Origin of the sequence: Mobilitalea sibirica (assembly GCF_015999265.1) — a bacterium.
Lineage (GTDB): Bacteria > Bacillota > Clostridia > Lachnospirales > Lachnospiraceae > Mobilitalea > Mobilitalea sibirica.
In genome coordinates, this window is the sequence record NZ_JAEAGR010000015.1 from 18,891 (window position 1) to 44,135 (window position 25,245).

Sequence of the window (25,245 nt, forward strand, 5' to 3'; positions counted from 1 at the left end):
GTATCCTATCCCGTCATGTTTTACTGCTCTCGCTACCAAAAATATCATACTATATTATACTCTCATGTTTTTCTATTGTTACACAGATTATACTTATAAACAAAAAAGTGTATTTCTCTACCACTACAAAACGCTTACTACGGCTGCTTATTTTTAAAACATCCCGGAGCTTATTAAATATTACAATCTTTTCAATAATTCCTCTCTCTGAGCTTCAAATCCGGGTTTACCAAGAAGTGCAAACATGTTTTTCTTATAGCTTTCAACGCCAGGTTGATCGAAAGGATTAACTCCAAGCATATAGCCGCTTACACCACAGGCAAATTCGAAGAAATAGAACAATTCTCCTAGATAAAACTCATTTTGCTCGGGTATCGTAACCATTAAGTTTGGAACATTACCATCCGTATGGGCCAGTAAGGTTCCTTTCATCGCGCTTTTATTGATAAAATCCACGGTTTTTCCTGCCAGATAATTCAAACCGTCCAGATCAACCTCTTCTTCTTCTATTATAATTTCCTCTGTCGATTTCTCAATGTTTATAACCGTTTCAAATAAAGTTCTCTGGCCATCTTGAATGAATTGACCCATGGAATGCAGGTCTGTTGTAAAGTCAACAGAAGCCGGATAAATACCTTTTTGGTCTTTTCCTTCGCTTTCTCCAAACAGCTGTTTCCACCATTCAGATACATAATGCAGGGAGGGTTCATAATTAACCAATATTTCAATTCCCTTGCCTTTTCTTAAAAGGATATTACGGACAGCCGCGTATAGTAGGGAACCATTCTCTTCATATCGGTTTTCAAGGCATTGCTTTCTCATACTAGCTGCGCCTTCCATAAGTTTGTCTATATCTGCGCCGCTGACTGCAATTGGAAGAAGACCTACCGCTGTTAGAACGGAATATCGGCCACCAACATCATCCGGAACCACAAAGGTTTCATACCCTTCTTCGGTCGCAAGAGTTTTTAGAGCTCCCCTTTCTTTATCCGTCGTGGCATAGATTCTTTTCGCAGCTTCTTGTTTACCATATTTCTCATTTAACAACTTTTTAAACACACGAAAAGCGATTGCAGGCTCGGTGGTTGTACCGGATTTACTGATAACATTAATTGAGAAATCCCTATCACCGATTACATCCACCAGATGCTTCATATAACTGCTGCTAATATTATTCCCTACAAAATAGATCTCCGGTGTTTTTCTAATTTCTTTTGATACACTATTATAAAATGAATGACGTAGAAATTCGATTGCTGCTCTTGCTCCCAGATAGGACCCCCCAATACCTATCACCAAAAGAACCTCTGAATCACTTTGAATTTTAGCGGCTGCCTTTTTAATGCGGACAAACTCTTCTTTGTCATATGCAGTCGGAAGATCGATCCACCCCAAAAAATCGCTTCCTTCTCCGCTCTTGTCAATCAGCTGCTCCTTAGCCGCCAACGCCGCCTTCTTCAACATTTCCACTTCAGAAGGATTAATAAATTTCTTTGTTGCAGAAAAATCAAATGTAACTCTGTCTGTCATATATATACTCCCTTTCATGTTTTTCTTTATATTCTAGCAAAGACACAAAATTTATTCAATGATTTTTCTACATTGTATAATTCTAGGCAAAAAACTCTTTCAATACATCTTCTAATATTTTCTCTTCCTGAGGAGTCATTTTACGTTGATTCACAGCTCCCCGTTCCTTTGCTAATCTATCCATCTCCTTCCTCTCTAATGGCTCTTCCTTCGAATCATTTATTATCGTATCCGCCATCTGAGAGCTTTGCGATACTGCCAATTCTTCTTCTATACTATGTAATATCTTTTCTTTCTCAAGCTTTTGTTGTTGCTTTCTTTCATTTTCTCTTTTCTTTTCTTCCGCTTTTTTGCGTATCTCAGCCTGCTTTGCTTCAAGAGCTTCTCTTTCTTCTTGAAGCTTTAAAAGTTCCTCTTCTCTACGTTTGGCTGCAAGTTTCTTTCTCTCTTCCATGCGCCTTCTTTCTTCTTCCTTACGGGCTTCTTCGATTCTTTTTTGCTCCTCCTCACGCCTTAAGGCTTGGGCTCTTCTTTCTTCTTCTTTTTTTCGTCTTGCTTCCCTTCTTCTGTTCAATTCATCTTTTGTTTCATCCTTCATCGGAGCAACAGCAGAAGTTGCACTAACCTGCTTATTGGCCTCTAAAGACTGAAAATATTCCTGGCGATACTGCTCTAGCATCTCGGGATGTAAGTTCTCATGTTCTAACCGCACCTTACAAAAGTTCTCAAAATAATCCAATAGATTTAATCGAATACTCTGTTTTTTCGCAGATAGATTAATACTTTTATCCACAAGGATTAAAACGGTTCCTGCCGATATACCCACAGCTCCTGAGTATAATAATATATCTTGTCCACATTCAAAAATCACTCCAAAAACCGTGCTAATAGGCACAACTAACAGGGTAAGAAAGAGAACTTGTCCACTAAAATTCTCCCATGTGGATAATAAGATTCCACAAAAACGATACCTTAATACATTCTTATCCACAAAAGTATCCACATTATTAACACCTATTTTTAGCTTATAACATGTCTCAAACTTCATCTTCATATGTTTGAGCGATCGGTTTTTTGTGGCTCCTACGTTATCGGATTCTTTTACTAGGTGTTTATATACCATATCTAATATGAAACGGAGCATCAAACCCAATCCGCACAAACCGGCAAAAGTATAGATTACAATGTAATTGTCAAAAAGATATTGTACCATAAAAATCCCCTCTCTTTTCCATAATTTTACATCCATTATAGCTTAGATGTACTTATTTGAAAAGAGCGGGGAATAAAAATCGGTAGACACTGATTTTAATAATACGCCATGATATGATTTATTTTTTTAAAATCTTTTGCCATTTGACAACAACCATCAAAAATTTATTCTATGTTTTCTAAATCCGGCATACTGATATAAGTATCCAATCCATCATCTGCGACTTCAATTGTATAGCTTTGTGTTACATATCCATCCTTTATAAAGGTAATGACATGGGATCCAATTATTTTGGGAAATCTTCCCGGTGATATCCCCAGAAAGTCTCCGTTTAGATAAACTGATGCGCCAATCGGATTTTGCACAAATATCGTATGTTCATCATCAATCATATAGGCTTCTTCCTCTGTGTCTGGCTGGGTTATACCTTCCTGTGGAAGATTTACGTCCCAGTCATTATATTCTACTTCCGGCTGCGTATTCGTCTGAGGTGTTTCAACAACTTTTGCCGGATCTCTGCTTTCAGCTTCCGGCAGATCGATTTTAATATTAACCCCTTCTTTATCTACAATCAATATTCCTTTATATGTGGTATATCCACCAAGGGCAACTTCAATTTTATGTTCCTTATAAGTAAGCTCGATCGGATTAGCATAAGAAGTCAGTTGACCATCGATAAACAGGTCTGCACCGAATGGTGTTATTTCAAATGTAACCCAACCTCTTTCTAGTGCTCCCGGACCAAGATCATTTAAGGACACCAATGTCTCCTTATTTCTTTCCACTGTAATGTTTTTCGTACCGCTATACTTTCCATTTTCCACTGTTAGATTAAAGTTACCTTCACGAACTGTAATAGATAAATCCTCGGTGATCTGTTGCATGGCTTCATATCCAACCGTTATATTACCACCCAAAAAAGCTTCATAATCGATCAGTCTTACCGTTCCATGACCTCTGGTAATGGTAATGGACCAAATCGTTTCACCAACTCCACGGATTGTTAGCTCATCCTGCTCTGCAATATGCGTAACCGGCACGAACTCATCTCCATCTAGTATTATAAGTTCATCCGTATATTTATATTTTGTAGATGCTATTTTCATTATCTTAGATAACGGGTCAATACTAAGATTATTCACTCCTATGTATTCCCATGCTTTGTCTGATATCTGCATTTGAATTAGTTTATAGATGTCTTTTAAATATCCCACATCTACCATGGTTCCTACCGACAACTGACCCATCGTTATGACTTGACCATATTTATCCGTTATATTACTTCCGCCACTATAGGATAACTCGGTTGTCTCCCTTGTCTCAACATTAAATAATGTTATTTCTTTTTCTAACAGATCTATCTCCTGGATGACCGCCATCATTTGCGAATCATACTGACCAAAGTCCGTAACAGTGTTTTCCTCACTGCTAGCTTCCTTTGATACTATTTTTTTTGTACGGCCTGTTGGCTTCGTATCCTTCGAGACAGAATAAAGCGTGACAATTAATATCATCGAAAAAAAGGTCAAACCGATTAATAGACTTATAATCGGCTTAAAATTGACGTTAAAATTATTCTTAGGTTTATTATTCTGCATCACAATAACTCTCCATGCTAATTCTGACAGTTCATAATACGAAAGCAGCTTTTTCACTTAGCTTTCCATTATTAAGTTTTCGGGTGTTTTGCTATGTAATAATTATAACTTACCTTAATCCTTTAATCAATCACCTAATCTTCCCTATAGGATGCTTTGGAGCCTTTTAAGAAACATCTCTTTTTTCATATTCTGCTCCCCTATACTATTGAGTTTCTGTATATTTCTGCTGGAGATCCAAGCCTTCTTACCATTGTAATAAAAGTTTGTTATCTTCCAAAACTTCTCCGGGTACAAAAGCAAAAGATATAATATTTTCATTTCCTCTTTCGAAATCGTCTTAACCTTATCATAAGCTTCAATCATATTACTTCCGTATAAAATATCCCAATCATTCTTCTCCATCACTTTTCGTATAAATTGATATAAATCAGAGATTTGAATTCCAATGTAGGCTTTTTCAAAGTTTGTTGTGGCAATCATGGAATTACAACTTGAGGCAAGATCGGTTGCCGATATTGGTTGTCTGTTAATCCATCCCGGAGGTATATAAGCCTTTGATATAGCTTCCGCCTTATTTTTGAGCATAATGATATTATGGTAGGTGTAGTTACCGTGACACACCTTTCTTTGTCTGATGGCATCTTCCATAATTAAATCATAAGAAGAATCTGCCATCTTATCAGCTGCTTCTAACCCCTGCTCATAAAATGCTTCATAATAATTCAGATAGGATATTTCAAACTCATTCTTCTGCCTCTTGTCTTTGATATAACCTTTGACGCGTTTAAGCTCTCTATTCCTTTTTTCAAACGTCTCTAGCAAATCGCTTGAGATAGAATACTCCATCTGCTCCTTAGTAAAATCTACATTATATAACGAACAATGGAGCTTCGCCAGATTAGCGGCTGCCAGCTCGATCTGTGACAGTTCTTTTAGATTACATTCTTCCCCCCAGTACCAGTTTTTCATAATATACTGACAACCGGAAGAATCCTCAGCTATAATATCATCCTGAATGGTTTTCACAAACAAGTCTGTATTATAATAGCCGTGTTGGAATAGATGCTCCTTCACCTTATGCTCAAACAATGCCCTGTTTTTTGATCCCTCGAAGCATTTATATAGCTTAAGCCCATTATCGGTCTCCAACAAAAAGGCGCCTCTGGCTCGATATATATTATAAATCTTCAGACGATATGATTTTAATGCTTCCTGACTTCTATCCTCCACAGCTAATCCCCCTAACTTATGATAATACCCGTCTTACTAATATTATGTTATGACCTTCTAATTCATGAATATAAAAAAGCTATAGAAAATATTCTCTTAAGAATTTTTTCTATAGCTTTTCTAATTCGTAGTAACGTAATGGTTTAAAAAATAACCGAACGGCTTATATATCCCGTTTCATAGGTTTCGTCCCTTTAAGTTATTAGCCATCTCTAACAAGATATCCTTCTTATTCCGCTTTGGATCTTCAATAACCGCATCCAGGAGCTTCTTTAAAACCGCTCCCATCTCTTTTCCCGGTCGAAAGCCTGCTTCGATTAGATCCTTACCGTTAATCTCTAATTCCTTTAACGTAACGCAGTCTCCTTGCTCCAATATGTTTTTATATAGTATTTTTGCTTCCTTAAGCTTATCATACTTTTCCTTGTTTTTGGCTGGATTCTTTGCAGAAGTATCTGCCCGGTTCACCTCAAATAACAGCTCCATATACTCTTTACCGATTTTAGAAACAGCCTTACGCATTCCATGAGGAGTTAATACAAACCGGTAGTCATGCCAGCGAATTAAATGAACTACGGTATCAATGGTATCATTATCAAACTTTAACTCTTTTAATATCCTTTTTGCAGTGATTGCCCCTTTTTCCTGATGCCCATAAAAATGATTTTGACCATCTTTTCCAAGGGTTATCGTACTTGGTTTTTCAATATCGTGTAAGAGCATCGTCAGCCGAAGTATAACTCTTTCCCTCATGGAAAATAAATTTTCTTCCAGCTTTCCGGCAACCGCTTCTACGGCTTTTAAGGTGTGCTCCCCAACAGAATATATATGATGTACATTTTTTTGTTCCGTCACCATCATGGCATTAAATTCAGGTAATATCAGTTTCGTAATACCGGTTTCATAAAGTATTTTAAATCGGTCCGGATGATCTGATACCAAAAGCTTTGTCAGTTCGGTTCGTATTCTCTCCGCACTGATATTTTTAAGGAGTTGCGATTTTTTCTTGACTGCCTCCATCGTTAGCTGTTCAATCTGAAAATTAAGCTGCGCAGAAAAACGTACTGCTCTTAGAATACGCAAAGCATCCTCATCAAATCGTTCCATAGCACTGCCGACACAGCGTATCAGTCCATGATTTAGATCTTCAACGCCACCAAAAAGGTCTATGATTCCCTCCTGTTCATTATATGCCATGGCATTGATAGTAAAATCCCTGCGTCTTAAATCTTCTTTGAGACTGGAAGTAAAGGATACTTCCTTAGGATGCCGATTATCCTCATACTCTCCATCCACACGATAAGTAGTTACTTCAAAATGCTCCTTATCCATTAATACCGTTACGGTTCCATGTTGGATCCCTGTATCCACGGTTCTTCGAAATATACCTTTTACCTCCTGCGGCTTCGCAGAAGTAGTAATATCCCAATCCTCCGGTTCTCTACCTAGAATCATATCCCGCACACAGCCTCCAACGATATAAGCTTCATAACCGTTTTGTATCAGAGCGTTAATAATATTATTCACTTTGCCCGGGACATCAATCTTCATTAGAAGCCTCCTGTTTTACGTTAATCTATCCAGATTATATCAGAGCAATTTTATTATTTCAAATTTTTTTCTCCATCAGTAAGAATACTCCCTTTCGGAATGTCACTTCCCCTACATAGGAATATCCCAATCCTTCATATAACTTCCTGGCAATATGGTTATTCGTAAACGTATCAAGACGAATCGCTTCATATTCCTGTTGACATATCCATTCCTCAGAACATTTCATCAATAATTTTCCTATTCCTTTCCTCTGAGCCCTCGGATGGACGCATAACCTGTGAATTATTGCAATCTTATCAGATACATATTTCCAATTCGCACTATGATAAGAAGCATCTTGATCTTCATTAATTACAACACAAGCAATAATTTTATCTTTCTCAGTCAGTACATAAAGCTCATTCTTTTCAATATCCTCTGTTAAAACCTCTTCATTGGGATATCGCTCATCCCATTGGTATATTTTACTATGAAGCATATGAGCTATGGCCTCGTTATAAAGACTTATAACTTCTTCTAGGTCATTTTTATGGGCTATTCGAAACTTTACTTCCATTTATGATACCCTCTCATTATAAAATTATCAACATTCCTCATATTAATCTAAAATCATACAGAGGTTGTAGGACTTTGCTTTTAACACAAAGTGAACAACCTCTGTTCCTATTTACTATTAATATGCTTTACCCCAATAAGCCATGGTTTTTGCCGGTTTTCCACAACATACACAGGTATCTGCAATTTTCTCTTGTTCAAATGGCATACAGCGGGAGGTTGCACCTGTTTTCTCCTTGATTTCCATCTCACAGGCTTCCTCTTCACACCACATAGCCTTGATAAATCCGGGTTTTTCCGCTATAATCTTTTCAAATTCCTCCATATTGTGAGCATAGTAGGTATGGGTATCTCTATGGGCTCTGGCTCTTTCAAGCATTTCACTCTGCATACGCTCAAGCACCTCTGCGGCTTTGGCCTCTATCTCATCTAAGGATACCACGATTTTTTCTCTGGTATCTCTTCTTACGATAACTGCCTGGTTTGCTTCAATATCCTTAGGGCCTATCTCAATACGGATTGGAATTCCTCTCATCTCCTGTTCACTAAACTTCCATCCCGGGCTCTTCTCCGAATCATCCACTTTAACCTTGAAAGCACTTAATTTATCCTTTAGCCAAGCAGCCTTCTCAAGTACACCCTCCTTATTCTGATTAATTGGTATAATCATAATTTGAGTGGGTGCTATCCTTGGAGGTAATACTAAACCGCTGTCATCTCCATGAACCATAATGATAGCTCCGATAATTCTTGTAGACATACCCCATGAGGTCTGATGAACATATTGAAGAGTATTGTTCTTATCGGTATATTGAATATCAAATGCCTTTGCAAAACCATCTCCAAAGTTATGACTGGTTCCGGACTGCAATGCTTTTCCGTCATGCATTAGCGCCTCAATCGTATAGGTTGCATGGGCTCCGGCAAATTTCTCTTTTTCTGATTTACGTCCTTTAATCATAGGAATGGCAAGCACTCTTTCGCAAAAATCAGCATATACATTCAACATCTGAATCGTTCTTTCTTCCGCTTCCTCTGCTGTTGCATGAGCCGTATGACCTTCCTGCCATAAAAATTCCATGGAACGAAGGAAGGGTCTTGTGGTTTTTTCCCAACGAACAACAGAACACCATTGGTTATATAATTTCGGAAGATCTCTATAGGACTGAATAATGTTGGAATAAAAGTCACAAAACAAAGTTTCTGAGGTAGGCCTCACACAGAGTCTTTCCTGAAGAGGCTCTAACCCTCCATGGGTTACCCATGCCACTTCAGGTGCAAACCCTTCCACATGATCCTTCTCTTTTTGTAATAGGCTCTCAGGAATAAACATCGGCATATATACATTCTCAACTCCGGTAGCTTTAAAGTCCGCATCTAACTGTCTTTGGATATTCTCCCAGATCGCATAACCGTTCGGCCTTAAGATCATACATCCTCTAATACTGGAGTATTCTATTAACTCCGCCTTTTTAACAACATCCGTATACCATTGTGCAAAATCTTCTTCCATTGAGGTAATAGCCTCAACTAATTTCTTTTCCTTTGCCATAATCATTTCTCCTTTATCATCTCTTTTATAATAAATGTTATAATATTTCTAAGCCCAACAATTAATTATCATACGTCAATTGCACAATTCTAGTTGTTGTGTTACAAACCTAGTTTCTTCCGGGTACGCTATCGCTTGGATGAAGTACGTAGCGGTACATCAGATCGTAAAGTACACGGTCTAAGTACCAACGACTGCATACAGTTGCTCACTATATTATGTTTGTATCACTCTGCAACTAATCAAAGTTTAACACCCTAACCCTATAAAAAAAGCCCTTCTGTGTCCTCAAGGGACCGAAAGACTCGGCGGTACCACCCTAATTAACTGTCTCCTATGACAGTTCTCTCATAACCGTTAACGCCGGATATACGTTGTATTTCGGGGAAGATACTACGCCTTCCTTTTCATACAATGCTCCAAGGCCGGTTCGAATACATCTGCATAAGAAGCTCTCACCAATGTGCTTCTCTCTCTGAGATGAGAACGTAATCTACTATTCCTCTTCATCGCATGTATTTTCTGTCTGCTATTTCTTAATAATATAGTTGAAAAAGCAAACAGTCCATACATATAAATTAATGTTATTAATTTTATGCCAGAATATTCTCTTTGTCAAGTATTATAAAGGCATTTCCTGCTTACACGAATTCTGATTTGTCCTATCATTCACTACTTTTACAATCGTTATTATCATGATTAAGCCTACCGGTCCGAGAATAAAGCCGGCAATTGAAAATAAATTTAATCCGATGTACATTGCGATCAAGGTAAACAGTGGTTTCACCCCAATTCGATTTCCGATTAATTTTGGTTCTAAAACTTCTCTTACTATCTGTGCAATTAGATAGATCGTGGCTAAAATAGCTGCGGCATAAATGTTCCCACTTATCAGCATAATAATAATCCAAGGAATGAATACAATGCCGCTTCCAAGGATAGGCAGTGCATCCATGAAAGCAATTCCGATACCTAACAGTAAAGCATACTCATTTTTAAGAAGCGTTAAGCCTAATACACAAATTACTGCAACAATTGACATTATAATAGCTTGTGTCCTAAGCCAGGCAATCCCAGCCTCCGACAGTTTCGATGTAATAGCATGAACATCTTTATAAAGAGCATTGCTTTCATATCGTTTATGGAAATCCGGCAGATCCTTAACAATTAAAACTGTAGCAATTAGAATGATTAATATGATACCAACAGCACTAACAAGTCCAACAGCGACAGTAATGGTTTGTTGTGTTATATCCGGCATGATACTAGTTTTCATATGGTTTAGCATACTACTCATATTATCGTCTACCATCGATCTTATGGTTCCCTTTGCTAAACCGAAGAGTTCATCACAGCCCTTGCAAAGATAATCCAGTTTTCCGGCTAAGATACCAAAATATACCGGTATGTTTTTTACAAGAGTGATCGCCTGCTTTATTAATGCATTACATAAGTAATAACATCCGGTTCCCACTAAGCCAACCAATACCAGGAGAGAAAAGGTACCACCAACAACTCTGGGCAATTTCAACCTACGATATAAAAATTCTGTGAGAGGTCGAATGATCCACGCTAAGAAATAAGCTACCAAAAACGGTAAAATAAGTGGCAAAATAAAGCGAAAGCTCAGATAGACACCTACGGTGGTTACTATTATGGTCAGAAACCATTTTAACTTCACATTATTTCCTTCTCCCGATTTCATAGTATCACCCCCTATCAAAACCAAAGAGTAGAAAACTTACTGTATCACAAAAAACAAAGATACCGTCCACTTTTTAGTTATTCCTATTATAAAAATCCTTAGGGATAAGTAATCTTTCTCTTAAACTGCAGATAGAGTACTGCTATTCGTTTAAAATTTTTTAATTCTGAATCAAAAAGAGAATTCATTGGTTATGAATCCTCTTATCAATATTGTTTGTAATATGATTTTTTATATCCTCGGGGATAAAATGAAATAAATATGCTAATATTATCATTTTAAGAACTTTTATCAAATAATATTTGATAAAAGTGTAAAGCACCATTTGTCATTAAATCCTCATAAAATTTAAATTTTAATAACATCAATCGGAATATAGGGTACATCAGCCAATAACGCCGCCTTAGCATTATCATGTCCCTCTAATATGATATAATCATCCTCTTGTTTTTTTACTTTTATTATCGTATCAATTGTATAAGGAAGCTTTTTATATTCATCAATAAGCTTACTCAGTCTGCGTTTGTCTTCTTCTTTGTTATCTTCCGGATAAATCAACCGCTTAGGCGAAACAAGCATCTTCGTACGATAGGATGGGTTGTTTTCATATTCCTTCGCTTCATTTAATATGATTTCCGCTATTTGATCCGGCAGATTATAAGTACTGTCAATCACAAGATTATAATTTGAGAAATCCATATAGTTTAAATTATAAATTTCCTTATAACGAACTCGCTCGGTAGCTGCTCTGGCGGCCAAAAGCTTAATTGCTTCCTCCAAGGAGGTATATTTTTCTTCGTCTCCCCTTTTGTCATTCATAACTCTTTCTGCAGCCACTTCAAGACTGACAGAAACAAACACCTTAAAAGAGCTCTCCACAAAATGCCAGGCAAGTCTGGAATCGAAAATAATATCCTTATCCTTATTTTCCCTAGAGATTCTTGCTGTTTCGTCATCGATCATTTTGTCATATTTTTGGTCACTTCGCATCAGCTGGTTTAATTCCAGCGTGGTCATATTCATCTGTCTGGCCAGTTCTCTCTGTACTTTACCTGTGGAATATATCTCAAAGCTGTACTTCTCACTCAGTAACCGGCATATGGTAGACTTTCCACTTCCTAAATTACCCGTAATCGTAATATGCATTTATTTATCCTTCCTTTAACTCGATCAGATTTCGCATTTCAATACCTTGATTTAATATAGTATTATAGACGATACCGATGCAAATTACAACCGGGTCATGATAAAATTGAGATTATCTTTGCATTTAAGCCCAAAGCCTCCTCTTTATCATGGGTAATTAGAATCACCGTCTTTCCCTTTGTTCTTTTCTTTACATATTGAATCATCTGTTGCTTCAATGCCTCATCCAGTCCCTTAAAGGGTTCATCCATTATAATAAGTTCACTGTCAGCCATAAGTGCCCTGACAACTGCAACCCTTCGCCTCATACCCCCGCTTAAATCCATAACCGGTTTTTTTAAGTGGTCCTTTAATCCAACTTCCTCTAAAGCGTCCTTTACTTTACTTTCGTCCATAGATTTATTACATACGAGTAAAATATTCTTTACTGCATCCCAGTGTTCTATCAGCCTGTCTTCTTGAAATACGGCAGCTATTTTTCTTTTATTCATTCCGGTAATCTCACCGGCATCCTGTTTTATAATACCCATTAGTATATTAACCAACGTCGTCTTACCTGCACCGGAGGCTCCCATGATACAGTAAATATCACCTTCCACAATGGTCATATTCACATCTTTAAGTACCTGCTTTTCATCAAATTGTTTGTTTATATGATGAAGTCTGATATCCATAGGACTTCTCCTTTCTAAATTAACATCCATTCCTTAAATTCCTTATGAACATTATTTTCGGTTTAGTTCCCGAAGCTTTTGTATATGCTCCTTATATAAGGTATGTATTATGATTAATATCGCTTTTTCGAACAATATGCTAATTAAAATAATAACCAATGACCAGGCAAACAGCTCTTTTGTCATAAGGTAGAGTTTAGCCTCATACATTCTTTGTCCAATGGAATTAGCCGGTATACCGATAACCTCAGCTGCTATCCCCGCTTTAAATCCAAGCCCCATACCAACAGATACGGCTGAAATCAAATACGGTAATATCGACGGTATGTAAATAGCTTTTATTTTTTTTAGATTATTTAAACGATATACCTTTGCCATCTGTAATAATTTTTCATCCGTAGCATTCAGTCCTTGCAGAACATTCGAGAATATAACCGGAACGACCATAAAAAATGATATTAATACAGACAGGTTCTTTGAGCTGATCCAAATTAATGCAAGGATAATGAAGGAGGCCACCGGTGTGGCTTTCACCACTTTTATAAACGGGGTCACCAGCTCATAAACCAACCTGCTTTTATAGGACAGAACGGCCCAAAAGGTACCGATACAAAGAGCCAATAAAAATCCTGTAACGATCCTTTTCGAAGAAAAGAATATGGTGACCCAAAAGTCTATCTCCCTACAAAGTTCTAGTAACGTTAATAAAACTTCTGTCGGAGATGCCAAAAGAATCTCCTGATCCACAACCCTGCTTCCAACTTCCCAAAGTAGGAACCAAAAACAGACCGCTAGGATTTTGAATCTATTATTTTTTAAGTTTATTATTTTTTTCATTCTGATCAACCTAACGGACTCCTTTCTGCTGTAATTAAAATATAGATCTATTCTCATAATCAAGTTTAGAAGCTACAATATACGATTCATATGATCTATATCTCTACGCTTACGGTAGATAATAAAAATCCTCAGCCGGAAGTTTACCGCCAATTGCTGCCGGATTTTGAGTAAATAGTGTACCTAGATAACCCTGAACTTTATCTTTCATTTCATCTCCTGTAATAAGTGTAATATTACAATAAGGAATTGCTTTCTTTGCCACAGCCGCTTTAAAGATTCCAAACTTCTCTACGAGTGCAGCAGTATCATCCATGTTCTCATTTGCAAAGGTTGTACTGCGTTCATATTCTTCCATGAAAGCGTTAAAAGCATCCGGGGTTTTTTCCAAGAATTCTTTTCTTACTACAATAACTCCGGTAATAACAGAACTCTCAGAATTCACGCCGTCCCACTCATCTGCAACACTCAAAGCAATCCTAACCTTATCATTATTCATCATTACTGTGGTGATATAGGGCTGGGGCAGCATAGCAATTGCATTATCGGATTGACTTAGCATAGCTGCAACCTCTGTAGCCTCTGTCTTATATTCTACGGTAACATCCTTCTCCGGATCAAGGCCGTAGGAGTTTAACAGATAGTTCAGTGTATATTGGGGTGTAGTTCCAAACCCGGTTGAATAGATGGTTTTACCCTTTAAATCTTCAACAGAATTAATCTCATTCCCTGTTTCTACGATATATAATACTCCCAAAGTGTTTATTCCGGCCAACTTTATTGCCCCTTCGGTTTTATTATAAAGTACAGAAGCTAAATTACTGGGAACGGCTGCTATATCGAATTCACCCTTAATTAAACCTGCACTAATTTCATCCGCAGCTCCTGCAATTGTAAAGCTGTAGTTGTTGGAGGCTTCCCCTGTTTCAGCATCCTCCATAATTTTTACCATACCTATGGCCGTTGGGCCCTTTAAAGCTGCTATATTAATATCAACCTTATCCTTCGCTGCTGTATCATTTGAAGCTTCCGGCTCTGTGTTTTGATTCTCTAATTCATTCGTTTCTTCTTCCTTGGTTCCTTTCCCTGCCTCTGCATCAACGGTTGTTTTCTCATTATTTTTTACATCATCCGCAGGATCTGCTTTTTTTGTACATCCGGCCAGTAAAGCCATACATATTAGGAACAATAAGACACTCTTTAAAACTTTCATGTTAAATCCTCCATGTTTAATCTTTTATTATTTTTTTGAATATACTGTTTTTACGTTAACCCCTTTTTGCATACCCAGTTTCCCTGCCAGGGTACTGATGATATCTGCATTGGCGTCAATCACCACACTTATAATATTAATATCCTTTTCCCTGTAGGGAATACCCATTCTGCCAATTATGTACTGCCCATACTCATGCAGAATCAAATTTAGTTTTTCAACTGCTTCTAAATCCTCGATGATTATTCCTATAAGTGCAACTCTGGTCTCCAATATATTCACCTCCGTTTGTTGTTCTATAGACAAGTCTGCGCAACCTCTTAGTTTATGCGCAACCTTTCGACACACAGTGTCGAAGGTTCGCGGGCGCGCTCGCATCCTTCCAAGCTAGCTTGTTGTTCTATCCTATACCGGCTTTATATAGTACGCGCAACCTTTCGACACACAGTGTCGAAGGTTCGCGGGCGCGCTCGCATCCTTCCAAGCTAGCTTGTCGTTCTATCCTATACCGGCTTTATAAAGTAAACTTTAAAGCCTGTATAGGATAGAACAAACTTTACGTCTGCTCGCTTTGCCTACGCGCAAAAAATCCCCATGTCAACGACATGGGGATGAAATGGTCCTATTACTGCACGCCTTTTCACTCGGGACGAACCCTCATGTCTTCAGAACGAATACTATGATTAATCCTATAATAATTCCTCTCCATCAGGCTTTCCTTTTGGATTGGATGATGACATTTTAACATTATGGATAATCCTTGTCAATATTTTAACAATAAAATATAAAACTATATTTTCTCTTATGCTACTATATTGTTATGCTATCCCTTTTAAGTTATCGGTACCTATTTATTTTTCCATATAGTTATTCAATAAACCGACTATATAGCACAATCATCTTTGGTGTCTCGTTTTTGCAAGTAGCCCTCCAGAAGTTCATTTAGCTGAATAAAAGTAGCATTATTAATAGAATAATGCATCCATTTTCCATCTTTTCTGGCACTCACCAGGTCACAGTCACACAGAATTTTCATATGGTGGGATAACGTAGGTTGTGAAATTGGAAGCTGTTCAAGTATTTTACATGCACAACGTTCCCCATCCATAAGATATTCTAAAATTAATAAACGGTTTGCATCCGCCATTGCCTTAAAGAGCATTGCTTGTTTATAAAATTTTTCCTGCATCTTAACTCCCTTTTCCCTATTATTAATTTTTATACTCCTATTAAACCTTAAATCGATATCCCACGCCCCAGATCGTTTCAATATATTGAGGTTTGGAGGTGTTATATTCGATTTTCTCTCTAATTTTTTTGATATGAACCGTAACGGTTGCTATATCTCCAATGGATTCCATATCCCAGATTTCTCGAAACAGATCCTCTTTCGTATATACATGGTTGGGGTTTTCCGCCAAGAAGGTTAAAAGGTCGAATTCTTTTGTGGTGAAAATCTTCTCCTCCCCGTTTAAAAACACTCTTCTGGCAGTTTTATCAATTTTAAGACCTCGTATTTCGATCACATCGTTTTCTTTCGTTCCGGTGCCAATCAGTCTTTCATATCTGGCAAGATGTGCTTTCACTCTGGCAACCAGTTCACTGGGACTAAAGGGCTTTGTCATATAATCATCTGCTCCAAGACCCAATCCCCGGATCTTATCAATGTCATCCTTTTTGGCAGACACCATGATAATTGGAATGTTTTTCTCTGCCCTTATTCGTTTACAGATTTCAAATCCATCAACGTTTGGAAGCATTAAATCCAGAATAATCAAGTCAAACTTTTCGGAAAGTGCCCGTACAACTCCTACGTCTCCGGTATCTTCGACCTCAACCTCAAACCCGCTCAGTTCCAGATAGTCCTTCTCCAATTCAGCTATTGCAACTTCATCTTCAATAATTAATATTCTACTCACCATAATCACCTCAACTCTTTTTTAACGTAAAACTGATTGTTGTTCCAATCCCTTCTTCACTGGTAGCCCAAATCTTGCCTGCATGGTCCTCTATCACCTTCTTTGATATTGCCAGGCCCAGGCCGCTCCCACCTTTTTTTGAATTTCTGGATGAATCCGCCCGATAAAACCGGTCAAAGATATATGGTAAATCCGGCTTCCCAATTCCGCTTCCGTTATCTTGTATGTTAACTTGTATATACTGACCGATATCTTCTATACTAATTTTTATAATTCCTTCTTTTTTATCTAAATATTTAACGGAATTTCCGATTATGTTATGAATTACCCGCTTTAACTGTTCTGCATCTGCAACAACCCGAACCAAAGAATCTGTTTCATTGTGATAGATTATCTTTATGCTTTTAACCTCTAACTCTAATCTTAGATCTTCCATACAATCATCAAAATATTCCTTTAGATTAATATCTTTAAAGGTGTATGGTACCGTGTTGCAATCAATTTTTGAATAAAAAGCCAGTTCATCCACCAGAACCGTCATATCATTAGCTTTCATGCTAATGGTTTTTAAATACTTTTCCTGCTTTTGCGGTGTATCTGCCACTCCGTCCATTAAGCCCTCCGCATAACCTTTTATAGCCGTCAAAGGAGTCTTTAAATCATGGGATATATTACTGACCAGTTCCTTCATTTCCTCTTCATATTGTAACCTGTCTTCAATTAACTTCTTAAGGCGGATACGCATCTGTTCAAAATCTTCACAAAGCTGTCCAATTTCATCTTCGGTATCGGAAACGATAGCCGTATCCAAATCTCCGTCTTTGATACGGTTTGTCGCTAATCGTAAAACATTCAGAGGCCTTAATATACTACGGTAGATCCAATAAATTAGTAAAAAGGCAGTAAAAATTATAATGATCAAAAAGGATACTACACTCTGGATCGCCACAGCTTTTAACTGTGGTACCAAAATATTAAGATCCGTTATTACAAAGATTGTTCCTTCCTCACCATCAGAAAAATAAAAATCCTGCGCCTTAACCAAAAAAGAATCCTTTCCGCCAAGATAAATTCCTCCGTCAACATCATCCACCGAAACACCAAACTTGGGTAATAACTCTTCGATCATCTCCAGTTTTACTCCACTGCCGATATAAATAAAATCTTCTTTTTTTCTCACTGCTAAAAAAGAGTATTTGTTTTTCAGCTCCTGATCCAACTCTTCATAATATTCCTCATCCTCTAACCTTTCCGGTGACTTAAGGGCATTTAACTTAATCTCATTATACACACCTCTTGTAATACGATTTAAGATCCGAATCGGATTAGATATTACCTGTATGGTATTCGCCTCAACGTCATAGGATTGATTTATAGAGTTTATTTGAAATCGTACAATGGTACTTGCAGTTATGGCGATCAACATAATTGGCATTACAATCATAACAATAAATGCGGTAATAAGTCTGCCTTTCAGCTTCAAATCTTCACCTACTCCTAGATAGAATAATAGCTATACTATTTCCATTTATTATAGCACAGCGGTCTTATCTTTGCATCTAAAGTAACTATATTATTTTTCTAAAAATTTGATGAAGGAGATTGATTGATAAATAAAAGGGACCTATATAAACCTACTTGTGCCGGTTAATAAGTCCCTTCTTTAATCCTTTATTATTTAATTAACTTGCTCTGTTAAAACATTCATTTTACATATGCTTTTAAATCGTTAACCTTGTCCAATCTTTCCCATGGAAGATCTAAATCGTTTCTTCCAAAGTGGCCGTAAGCCGCTGTTTTTTTATAAATTGGTTTTCTTAAATCCAGCATTTTAATAATCCCTGCCGGACGAAGATCAAAATATTTACGAACAATCGTCACCAGCTCCTCATCAGACAGACGGCCGGTTCCAAAGGTATCAATCATTACGGAAGTGGGTTCTGCCACACCAATAGCATAGGATAACTGGATTTCACAGCGATCAGCTAATCCTGCCGCTACGAGATTCTTTGCTACATACCTGGCTGCATAAGATGCTGAACGATCAACCTTGGTGCAATCCTTACCGGAAAATGCTCCGCCGCCGTGTCTCGCATAGCCTCCATAGGTATCAACGATAATCTTTCGCCCGGTTAATCCGCTGTCTCCATTTGGACCACCGATTACAAAACGGCCGGTCGGATTAATATAGAATTTTGTCTTCTCATCCACCAACTCTTTAGGAAGTACTTCATCTAACACATATTTTTTAATGTCCTTACGAAGCTGATCAATTGATATCTCTTCATTATGTTGCGTTGATAATACTACGGCATTCAGATGAATCGGATTACCGTTATCATCATATTCAACCGTTACCTGAGATTTTCCATCCGGTCTAAGATATTTTAAGGTACCATTCTTTCTAACCAATGTTAACTGCTGAGTCAGCTTATGAGCCAAAGAGATTGGATAGGGCATATATTCCTGCGTTTCATTTGTTGCATAACCAAACATCATTCCCTGATCTCCGGCTCCTATCGCTGACATAGCTTCATCATCAGTAGTATGTTCTTTAACTTCTAAGGATTGATCTACACCCATTGCGATATCTCTCGATTGTTCATCCAATGCAACAATGACACCACAGGTGTTGGCATCAAATCCATATTCTGATTTGTCATAACCAATCTCTCGTATCGTATCTCTGGCTATTTTCTGGATATCCACATATCCTTCGGTTGTTATCTCTCCCATTACAAGGACTAAACCTGTGGTAATGGCCGTTTCACAAGCCACCCGGCTCATAGGATCCTGCTCTAATAAAGCATCTAATACAGCATCCGATATCTGATCACAAATTTTATCCGGATGTCCCTCTGTTACCGATTCCGATGTAAATAATCTTTTTTGCATAGTTTTCCTCCAATAAATAATAGTAAAAAAAAATCCGCAATATGCGGACTTGATAATAAGTAACCAAATCCTCTTATTGTTCGATAACTCGCTCAGGTTGGCACCTTCCATACCATGGGGTTGCCGTGACTTCATAGAGCCTTTACTCTCCGTCACTCTGAATAAGAGAAAAATATGAATATGAAATTATATAAAAGTTAACTCTCTTTGATAATATAACGAATTCCATAATACGTCAAGGTAATTTTTATTTTATATAACTAGAATATATTTACTTTATTATTCGTTAAAACCGATAATTGTTTACACAATGGACATATATTTACAAAAAGATTGACTTTTATACATATTTTTCATATACTGTTTTTATATGCTAAGTTAATAACTACATTTGTACTAAATTAATGAATTATCGTGAAAGGAGTGGGGTAATAGCATAATGGATATGCTCTTTGGGTGCTATCATACACCCGAAAGCTTCCTTTGCCAACAGCCCCTTGCATGATCATTATGAAAGCGGCAAAAATTTTAACAGCTCAGGCTGTGCCCGGTATGATAGTAGCTGAGGATGTTTATACAAAAGACCATCATCTTGTCATAGCCAAGGATACCACCTTATCAGATAAAATTATTACTCGTTTAGAATTCTACTCAATCACCGATTTATCCGTTCTAACTGATACAAATATCATAGAAAAGGAAAACACTATTATTGAAACCACCTTTTATGAAGAAATCAAAAAAAGTGAGGCTTTCAGACGCTTTCATAAAGCATATATCAGTACTGTAAATGATTTTCAAAACACTTTGAATAATATTGTTACCAACGATAAGGAAATTGATACGGATCATTTATTAACAGATCTGTCAAAGATATTATATCAATGTAATACAAATATAGAGTTGTTTAACATGCTCCATTGTATGAGAGAATTTGATGATACCACTTATGTTCATAGTTTAAATGTATCCTTAATATGTAATATTATTGGAAAATGGCTGCATTTTAGTCCTGAAGATTTAGAGGTTATAACTCTTTGTGGGCTGCTCCATGATTTAGGTAAGCTTTTAATTCCTTCAGATATTATTACAAAACCGGCTAAACTTACACAGGAAGAATATACAACCATTAAGACTCATGCCCTTCGAGGATATAATCTGTTAAAGGACAAGAATATTGATTCCCGTATTAAAAATGCGGCTCTTATGCACCATGAACGATGTGATGGAAGCGGTTATCCCTATGGCCTTACAAATGAGCACATAGAGCCGTTCGCCAAGCTGGTTTCTATTGCTGATGTTTATGATGCTATGACCTGTGCACGGGTATACCGAGGTCCTCTATGCCCCTTTGAAGTAGTTAGCATTTTTGAGACTGAGGGTTATACGAAATATGACCCTAAATATATTATGACTTTCTTGGAAGGTATCGTTCAAACCTACATACATAATAATGTTCGTCTAAACGATAAGAAAGAGGGTGAGATTGTATTAATCAATCGATTTGAGTTATCACGCCCTGTAGTTAAAGTGAATGATCAATTTATTGATTTATCAAAACACCGAAATCTATATATCGAGTCCTTAATTTAATATCTAATTAATTGACTGTAGATAAATACAGATAACTTCTTTATTATGAAACTATTATTCTAAACATATAAAAGAGGCTTATTAAGGATTAAATATTCCTTAATAAGCCTCTTTTATATGTTTAGAATAACGATTAACTTACTTTTAGTTTAAATTTTCGAATTGCCTTTGTATCGTTTGAATCGATTTTGGCCATTGCAGCTCCAAGTTTCTGCATTTTACTCTCAAAATTCTCATAGCCTCGTTCAATAAATTCAACATTCTCAACTATCGTATAACCTTCTGCCATTAATCCTGCTATTACCAGTGCAGCTCCGGCACGTAAATCCGGTGCACTTACAACCGCACCCGTAAGTCGTTCTACACCCGTTATAATTGCCGTATTACTTTCTACAACCTTAATGGATGCACCCATACGGGTTAACTCATCAACAAATTTAAATCTATTTTCAAAAATACTTTCCGTAACAATACTGGTACCACTGGATATAGACAATAAGGTTGTCATCTGTGGTTGCATATCGGTTAAAAACCCTGGATATACTAATGTCTTGACATGGGTATTACCTAATCTTCCATTGGCAATCACTCTAACAGCATCATCAAACTCTTCCACTTGAGCACCTATTTCTAAAAGCTTCGCTGTAAATGCCTCTAGATGCTTAGGAATTACATTTTTAATTAAGATATCCCCTTTTGAAGCTGCTGCCGCGAACATAAAAGTTCCGGCTTCGATTTGATCGGGTATGATTGAATATTCACTGCCATGAAGTTTAGGAACTCCTTTAATACGGATTACATCCGTTCCTGCTCCTTTAATATTGGCTCCCATGCTATTTAAAAAGTTCGCTACATCCACAACATGTGGTTCTTTCGCTGCGTTTTCGATTACTGTCTGACCTTCTGCCATACATGCTGCCAGCATTGTATTAATGGTTGCTCCCACACTGGATTCATCGAAATATATATTAGCTCCGGTGAGTTGCTCTGCCTTACAACAAATCAAACCATGTTCAATCTTTACATCAGAGCCAAGAGCTTCGAATCCTTTTATATGTCTGTCAATCGGCCTGCTACCTATATTACATCCTCCGGGTAGCGCAACCTGTGCCTTTTTATATTTACCAAGCAAAGCTCCTACCAAATAAAAGAAACCTCTGATTTTTCTTACATAATCAAAATCAACATTAACAGAATTAATTTTAGCCCCGTTAATTTTGATTGTATTTTTATTAACTCTGTCTACCTTACCGCCTATATCTTCTATCGCTTGTAGCAATACATTTATATCACTAATATTAGGAACATTTTCAATTTTTACAGTTTCATCCGTCATAATAGCTGCTGCTATAATTCCAAGCGCAGCATTTTTATAGCCGCCAATTGTAACTTCTCCAATTAACGGTTTCCCGCCTTTTATTATATATTGCTCCATTGCACACCTCATATTTTATCGTACTTTTGTTTGTAAATTTTGCATATAAAATGAGTCAATAATTTGTTAAATTTTATCCACCAATTTGATTATACCATAAAGTGTGTGTTTGTAAATTGTTTTTTGTAAAAACATATGCATTTTAATACACGATAATTCTCCATATTCTACCATTTTGTTCATCTCCTTTTTCTTTTTATATTTATATTTTAAGTAGCTTGATGTTTAATATTCGTACATAGGTTTGATTCTATAGAGGTAATTATTTTACGGTTTACCATCTGTAATTTCAAATCCATTATTAATATTTATTCGATTTATTACCAGAGTATCCTATGATTTGTCGAATTGTAGTCACAAAAATTGTCATTTGTTCAAAATTGTTGAACTTTTTAGAAAACATGTTATAATTAAATTAAACAACTAGCATATAAATGGAGGTGAGTCTAATGGCATCCAAATTTATTACAATAGAATCTGTTTCAGGCGGAGAAAAAAACCGGGTAAAGCAAGATTTAAAATTTAAAACCAATAATTTTGTATGGAGAATTAAATTTACTGCTCCACTCAATCCCACTACCGTTAATAACAAAAATCTATATGTGACATCCCTAAATATGGCCCCTTTGAAAACAAATATTCGATACGACACAGTAAACAATTATATTGAAATTGAACCGTTGGAACCATATACAAAAAACGAATCTTACCTTTTACATGTAACCAACAATGTGATGTCAAAGAAAGGACAAAAGCTTCCCAATGATATTACCATACAATTTAAAGTGTGACCGGTAAATCTTCCGGATAGATCCATTGCAGATTGGCTTCACCAAGTCTACCTTCTGTTACCAGACTTGTTAACTGCTTACCCAATCTTTGATCAGAGGCTGAAATAGAAGACATTATTAGCTGTTGTATTTTATAAAGCTGTATCTCCGGTTTCATCTGATTCGTAATTTCATAAACCAGATCTCTTATTACCGTTTGTGTCTGAGGATGCAAACGGTATTCTTGTAACCGAAAGCCTGCATATACAATACGTAATAGATCTTCTTTGGTGTAACTTGGTAAATGAATTCTGTTTTTAAATAAATCCATTAATTTCGGACATTCTCTAAACAGCTTATTCATATTTTTTTTGTTTTCCTCAAAAACAACTGCAATCTCACCATCTAAATACTCAATTAATTCTAATAATTTATCAATTGCCGGTTTCTTTAACTCGCTGGCTTGTTCAATTACTACGCAGCAATCTCTTAGAGCGTCCTTCTTTTGCATGAGGTCAATCTTGTTTAAACTATCCGCAGATATTTTAGCTACTTTGGGTGATTTCAGTTTACCAATTCGGTTTAAAAAGACAGAGATATCTTTCGCAAGAGTTGTTTTTCCGGAACCAGCTGCCCCCGTTATAATCATAAGGGTTGTCTTTGTTTGTTGATCCAATATGATCTCTATACTTTTGACTAGTTGCTTTTTAATTGCCTTAACCGGAAGAAAGTTGCCAAACACTTCTTTCAGCTCAATACTTAAATCCTCGGAAAGCTTTTCCAAGAACAGATCATCCTCATCCATATTCTCTTCTTCAAGGAGACGATAAAGTTCATCCTCGACTTCCAGTTCCGCCAGTTCTTTATTCGTAACCAGACCAGTATTATACTGCTTTTCCTCCGACCTACCTTCTCCAACCATATCCTTTTGCAAATCAGAAGCCATGATATCCCTAACATCTTTTTTTATACTCTCTGGTAATATGGATTCGTTCAACTCGTTTGTATCATCTACATAAAACGAATGATCCTCATACATAAGATTTTGTTCATCTTTATCAGTTTCCTGTTCGAAAGCATTATCGCTGTCAGACCTGTTTTGATACAGCTCCTCTTCGTTCGAATTCTTATCAGAATCACCAAATTCTTGATTTTCTTCGGTTTTACTATGATGCGTCTCCTCTGAGGCTCTTTTTTTTAGCCCTTCAATGATTTCCTCTTTATCTGCTTCACCTAAGTAGTATGCTTTTAGAATTCTCGCCTTTTCTACATAGCTTCCTTCACCAAACCATAGTATTATGTCAGAACATTCCTTAATACATTCTTTCTCCATGCCTGCCTTGTAATATAGCTTAGCCAGTTCATAGGCCCACTGCTCCATATATTCAGTTTCTTTCAGAGTTTTCAGTGTTTCAATTAAAACGTCGTATGGTTTTCCCAGTAATTTATCAATTTTATAACGTAATATGTATTTATAGAAATCCTTTGGAGCAATTTTTTCATATTCCTCAAGATATCGGATGGCATCGTCCGTATTTTTTCGTTTAATACATACCCACACCAACTGATATAAAACTTTTCTAAGTTTCGATTTATGATAAATTTTAAGAAGCAGTTCATAGGCTTCCTCATATCTTTCATTATAAATAAACACTTCAGCCATAAGACTCATATCTGAGGTGTTTTTTACCTTCTTTAATTCCAATGTATCCAGAATTATCTGTGCGGATGTGTAATCCCCCTCCTGAACCCGTTTTTTTATCTCTTCTGTTTTTACAATTATTTCATAGCTTCCCATGTTTTATACCTCCATTCGTTTGTAT

General features: G+C 36.8%; 21 protein-coding genes, 1 riboswitch and 1 other annotated feature. Of the genes, 2 read left to right on the top strand and 19 right to left on the bottom strand.

Features of this window, described 5'->3' with window-relative positions; genetic code table 11:
- Positions 1-180: 180 nt before the first annotated feature.
- From I5677_RS13315 to metK, 17 genes are all read right to left on the bottom strand, one after another.
- Positions 181-1,530 (bottom strand): glucose-6-phosphate isomerase, encoded by a 1,350-nt coding sequence (locus tag I5677_RS13315; RefSeq protein WP_197662129.1) that lies wholly within the window; start codon positions 1,528-1,530, stop codon positions 181-183.
- Between the two features lie 82 nt (positions 1,531-1,612).
- Complete coding sequence (locus tag I5677_RS13320) at positions 1,613-2,743, bottom strand: hypothetical protein (protein WP_197662130.1); 1,131 nt, start codon at positions 2,741-2,743, stop codon at positions 1,613-1,615.
- 164 nt (positions 2,744-2,907) lie between these two features.
- Positions 2,908-4,341 (bottom strand): PEGA domain-containing protein, encoded by a 1,434-nt coding sequence (locus I5677_RS13325; protein ID WP_197662131.1) that lies wholly within the window; start codon positions 4,339-4,341, stop codon positions 2,908-2,910.
- 144 nt (positions 4,342-4,485) lie between these two features.
- Complete coding sequence (locus tag I5677_RS13330; RefSeq protein ID WP_197662132.1) at positions 4,486-5,574, bottom strand: protein kinase family protein; 1,089 nt, start codon at positions 5,572-5,574, stop codon at positions 4,486-4,488.
- A 177-nt stretch (positions 5,575-5,751) separates the two neighbouring features.
- Positions 5,752-7,125, bottom strand: a complete 1,374-nt coding sequence (locus I5677_RS13335) for a CCA tRNA nucleotidyltransferase (RefSeq protein WP_197662133.1) — start codon at positions 7,123-7,125, stop codon at positions 5,752-5,754.
- Positions 7,126-7,183: 58 nt separating this feature from the next.
- The gene (locus tag I5677_RS13340) at positions 7,184-7,684 is read right to left on the bottom strand and encodes a GNAT family N-acetyltransferase (protein ID WP_197662134.1); all 501 of its coding nucleotides are present in this window, start codon (positions 7,682-7,684) and stop codon (positions 7,184-7,186) included.
- Positions 7,685-7,801: 117 nt separating this feature from the next.
- On the bottom strand, positions 7,802-9,235 hold the full coding sequence (gene proS, locus I5677_RS13345) for a proline--tRNA ligase (protein WP_197662135.1): 1,434 nt from the start codon (positions 9,233-9,235) through the stop codon (positions 7,802-7,804).
- A 288-nt stretch (positions 9,236-9,523) separates the two neighbouring features.
- Positions 9,524-9,754: a binding site (T-box leader), on the bottom strand.
- Positions 9,755-9,857: 103 nt separating this feature from the next.
- Positions 9,858-10,940, bottom strand: a complete 1,083-nt coding sequence (gene ytvI / locus I5677_RS13350) for a sporulation integral membrane protein YtvI (protein WP_197662136.1) — start codon at positions 10,938-10,940, stop codon at positions 9,858-9,860.
- A gap of 348 nt (positions 10,941-11,288) precedes the next feature.
- Positions 11,289-12,086, bottom strand: coding sequence for a cytidylate kinase family protein (locus tag I5677_RS13355; RefSeq protein WP_197662137.1), 798 nt, complete (start codon positions 12,084-12,086; stop codon positions 11,289-11,291).
- A gap of 95 nt (positions 12,087-12,181) precedes the next feature.
- Positions 12,182-12,760, bottom strand: a complete 579-nt coding sequence (locus I5677_RS13360) for an ATP-binding cassette domain-containing protein (protein ID WP_197662138.1) — start codon at positions 12,758-12,760, stop codon at positions 12,182-12,184.
- Positions 12,761-12,811: 51 nt separating this feature from the next.
- Complete coding sequence (locus tag I5677_RS13365; protein WP_197662139.1) at positions 12,812-13,597, bottom strand: ABC transporter permease; 786 nt, start codon at positions 13,595-13,597, stop codon at positions 12,812-12,814.
- Between the two features lie 109 nt (positions 13,598-13,706).
- Entirely contained in the window at positions 13,707-14,810 is a 1,104-nt protein-coding gene (locus I5677_RS13370) for an ABC transporter substrate-binding protein (RefSeq protein WP_197662140.1), read from the bottom strand.
- Positions 14,811-14,837: 27 nt separating this feature from the next.
- Positions 14,838-15,083, bottom strand: a complete 246-nt coding sequence (locus tag I5677_RS13375) for a TM1266 family iron-only hydrogenase system putative regulator (protein ID WP_197662141.1) — start codon at positions 15,081-15,083, stop codon at positions 14,838-14,840.
- 610 nt (positions 15,084-15,693) lie between these two features.
- Positions 15,694-15,999: an ArsR/SmtB family transcription factor gene (locus I5677_RS13380; RefSeq protein ID WP_197662142.1), complete on the bottom strand. Its 306-nt coding sequence runs from the start codon at positions 15,997-15,999 to the stop codon at positions 15,694-15,696.
- A 40-nt stretch (positions 16,000-16,039) separates the two neighbouring features.
- Positions 16,040-16,729 (bottom strand): response regulator transcription factor, encoded by a 690-nt coding sequence (locus tag I5677_RS13385; RefSeq protein WP_197662206.1) that lies wholly within the window; start codon positions 16,727-16,729, stop codon positions 16,040-16,042.
- A gap of 10 nt (positions 16,730-16,739) precedes the next feature.
- Positions 16,740-18,212 carry a sensor histidine kinase gene (locus I5677_RS13390; RefSeq protein ID WP_197662143.1) on the bottom strand — a complete coding sequence of 491 codons (1,473 nt, stop codon included), beginning with the start codon at positions 18,210-18,212 and terminating at the stop codon, positions 16,740-16,742.
- Between the two features lie 221 nt (positions 18,213-18,433).
- Positions 18,434-19,624, bottom strand: a complete 1,191-nt coding sequence (gene metK, locus I5677_RS13395) for a methionine adenosyltransferase (RefSeq protein ID WP_197662144.1) — start codon at positions 19,622-19,624, stop codon at positions 18,434-18,436.
- Between the two features lie 70 nt (positions 19,625-19,694).
- Positions 19,695-19,792, bottom strand: a riboswitch (SAM riboswitch).
- 342 nt (positions 19,793-20,134) lie between these two features.
- Here metK and I5677_RS13400 point away from each other — a divergent pair.
- Positions 20,135-21,217, top strand: coding sequence for an HD-GYP domain-containing protein (locus I5677_RS13400; RefSeq protein WP_197662145.1), 1,083 nt, complete (start codon positions 20,135-20,137; stop codon positions 21,215-21,217).
- Between the two features lie 133 nt (positions 21,218-21,350).
- On the opposite strand, the gene I5677_RS13405 is transcribed toward I5677_RS13400, so the two are convergent.
- Complete coding sequence (locus tag I5677_RS13405) at positions 21,351-22,652, bottom strand: UDP-N-acetylglucosamine 1-carboxyvinyltransferase (RefSeq protein ID WP_197662146.1); 1,302 nt, start codon at positions 22,650-22,652, stop codon at positions 21,351-21,353.
- Positions 22,653-23,101: 449 nt separating this feature from the next.
- Here I5677_RS13405 and I5677_RS13410 point away from each other — a divergent pair, with 449 nt between their 5' ends.
- Complete coding sequence (locus tag I5677_RS13410) at positions 23,102-23,443, top strand: Ig-like domain-containing protein (RefSeq protein ID WP_197662147.1); 342 nt, start codon at positions 23,102-23,104, stop codon at positions 23,441-23,443.
- Here I5677_RS13410 and I5677_RS13415 read toward each other — a convergent pair.
- Positions 23,433-25,220 (bottom strand): hypothetical protein, encoded by a 1,788-nt coding sequence (locus tag I5677_RS13415; protein ID WP_197662148.1) that lies wholly within the window; start codon positions 25,218-25,220, stop codon positions 23,433-23,435. The two genes, I5677_RS13410 and I5677_RS13415, sit on opposite strands and share 11 nt — an antisense overlap.
- Positions 25,221-25,245 lie beyond the last annotated feature (25 nt).

Coding starts and splice junctions, on each gene's coding strand:
- I5677_RS13315 (WP_197662129.1), bottom strand. CDS start 1,530: ATGACAGACAGAGTTACATTTGATTTTTCTGCAACAAAGAAATTTATT.
- I5677_RS13320 (WP_197662130.1), bottom strand. CDS start 2,743: ATGGTACAATATCTTTTTGACAATTACATTGTAATCTATACTTTTGCC.
- I5677_RS13325 (WP_197662131.1), bottom strand. CDS start 4,341: ATGCAGAATAATAAACCTAAGAATAATTTTAACGTCAATTTTAAGCCG.
- I5677_RS13335 (WP_197662133.1), bottom strand. CDS start 7,125: ATGAAGATTGATGTCCCGGGCAAAGTGAATAATATTATTAACGCTCTG.
- I5677_RS13340 (WP_197662134.1), bottom strand. CDS start 7,684: ATGGAAGTAAAGTTTCGAATAGCCCATAAAAATGACCTAGAAGAAGTT.
- proS (WP_197662135.1), bottom strand. CDS start 9,235: ATGGCAAAGGAAAAGAAATTAGTTGAGGCTATTACCTCAATGGAAGAA.
- ytvI (WP_197662136.1), bottom strand. CDS start 10,940: ATGAAATCGGGAGAAGGAAATAATGTGAAGTTAAAATGGTTTCTGACC.
- I5677_RS13355 (WP_197662137.1), bottom strand. CDS start 12,086: ATGCATATTACGATTACGGGTAATTTAGGAAGTGGAAAGTCTACCATA.
- I5677_RS13360 (WP_197662138.1), bottom strand. CDS start 12,760: ATGGATATCAGACTTCATCATATAAACAAACAATTTGATGAAAAGCAG.
- I5677_RS13365 (WP_197662139.1), bottom strand. CDS start 13,597: ATGAAAAAAATAATAAACTTAAAAAATAATAGATTCAAAATCCTAGCG.
- I5677_RS13370 (WP_197662140.1), bottom strand. CDS start 14,810: ATGAAAGTTTTAAAGAGTGTCTTATTGTTCCTAATATGTATGGCTTTA.
- I5677_RS13380 (WP_197662142.1), bottom strand. CDS start 15,999: ATGCAGGAAAAATTTTATAAACAAGCAATGCTCTTTAAGGCAATGGCG.
- metK (WP_197662144.1), bottom strand. CDS start 19,624: ATGCAAAAAAGATTATTTACATCGGAATCGGTAACAGAGGGACATCCG.
- I5677_RS13400 (WP_197662145.1), top strand. CDS start 20,135: ATGAAAGCGGCAAAAATTTTAACAGCTCAGGCTGTGCCCGGTATGATA.
- I5677_RS13405 (WP_197662146.1), bottom strand. CDS start 22,652: ATGGAGCAATATATAATAAAAGGCGGGAAACCGTTAATTGGAGAAGTT.
- I5677_RS13410 (WP_197662147.1), top strand. CDS start 23,102: ATGGCATCCAAATTTATTACAATAGAATCTGTTTCAGGCGGAGAAAAA.
- I5677_RS13415 (WP_197662148.1), bottom strand. CDS start 25,220: ATGGGAAGCTATGAAATAATTGTAAAAACAGAAGAGATAAAAAAACGG.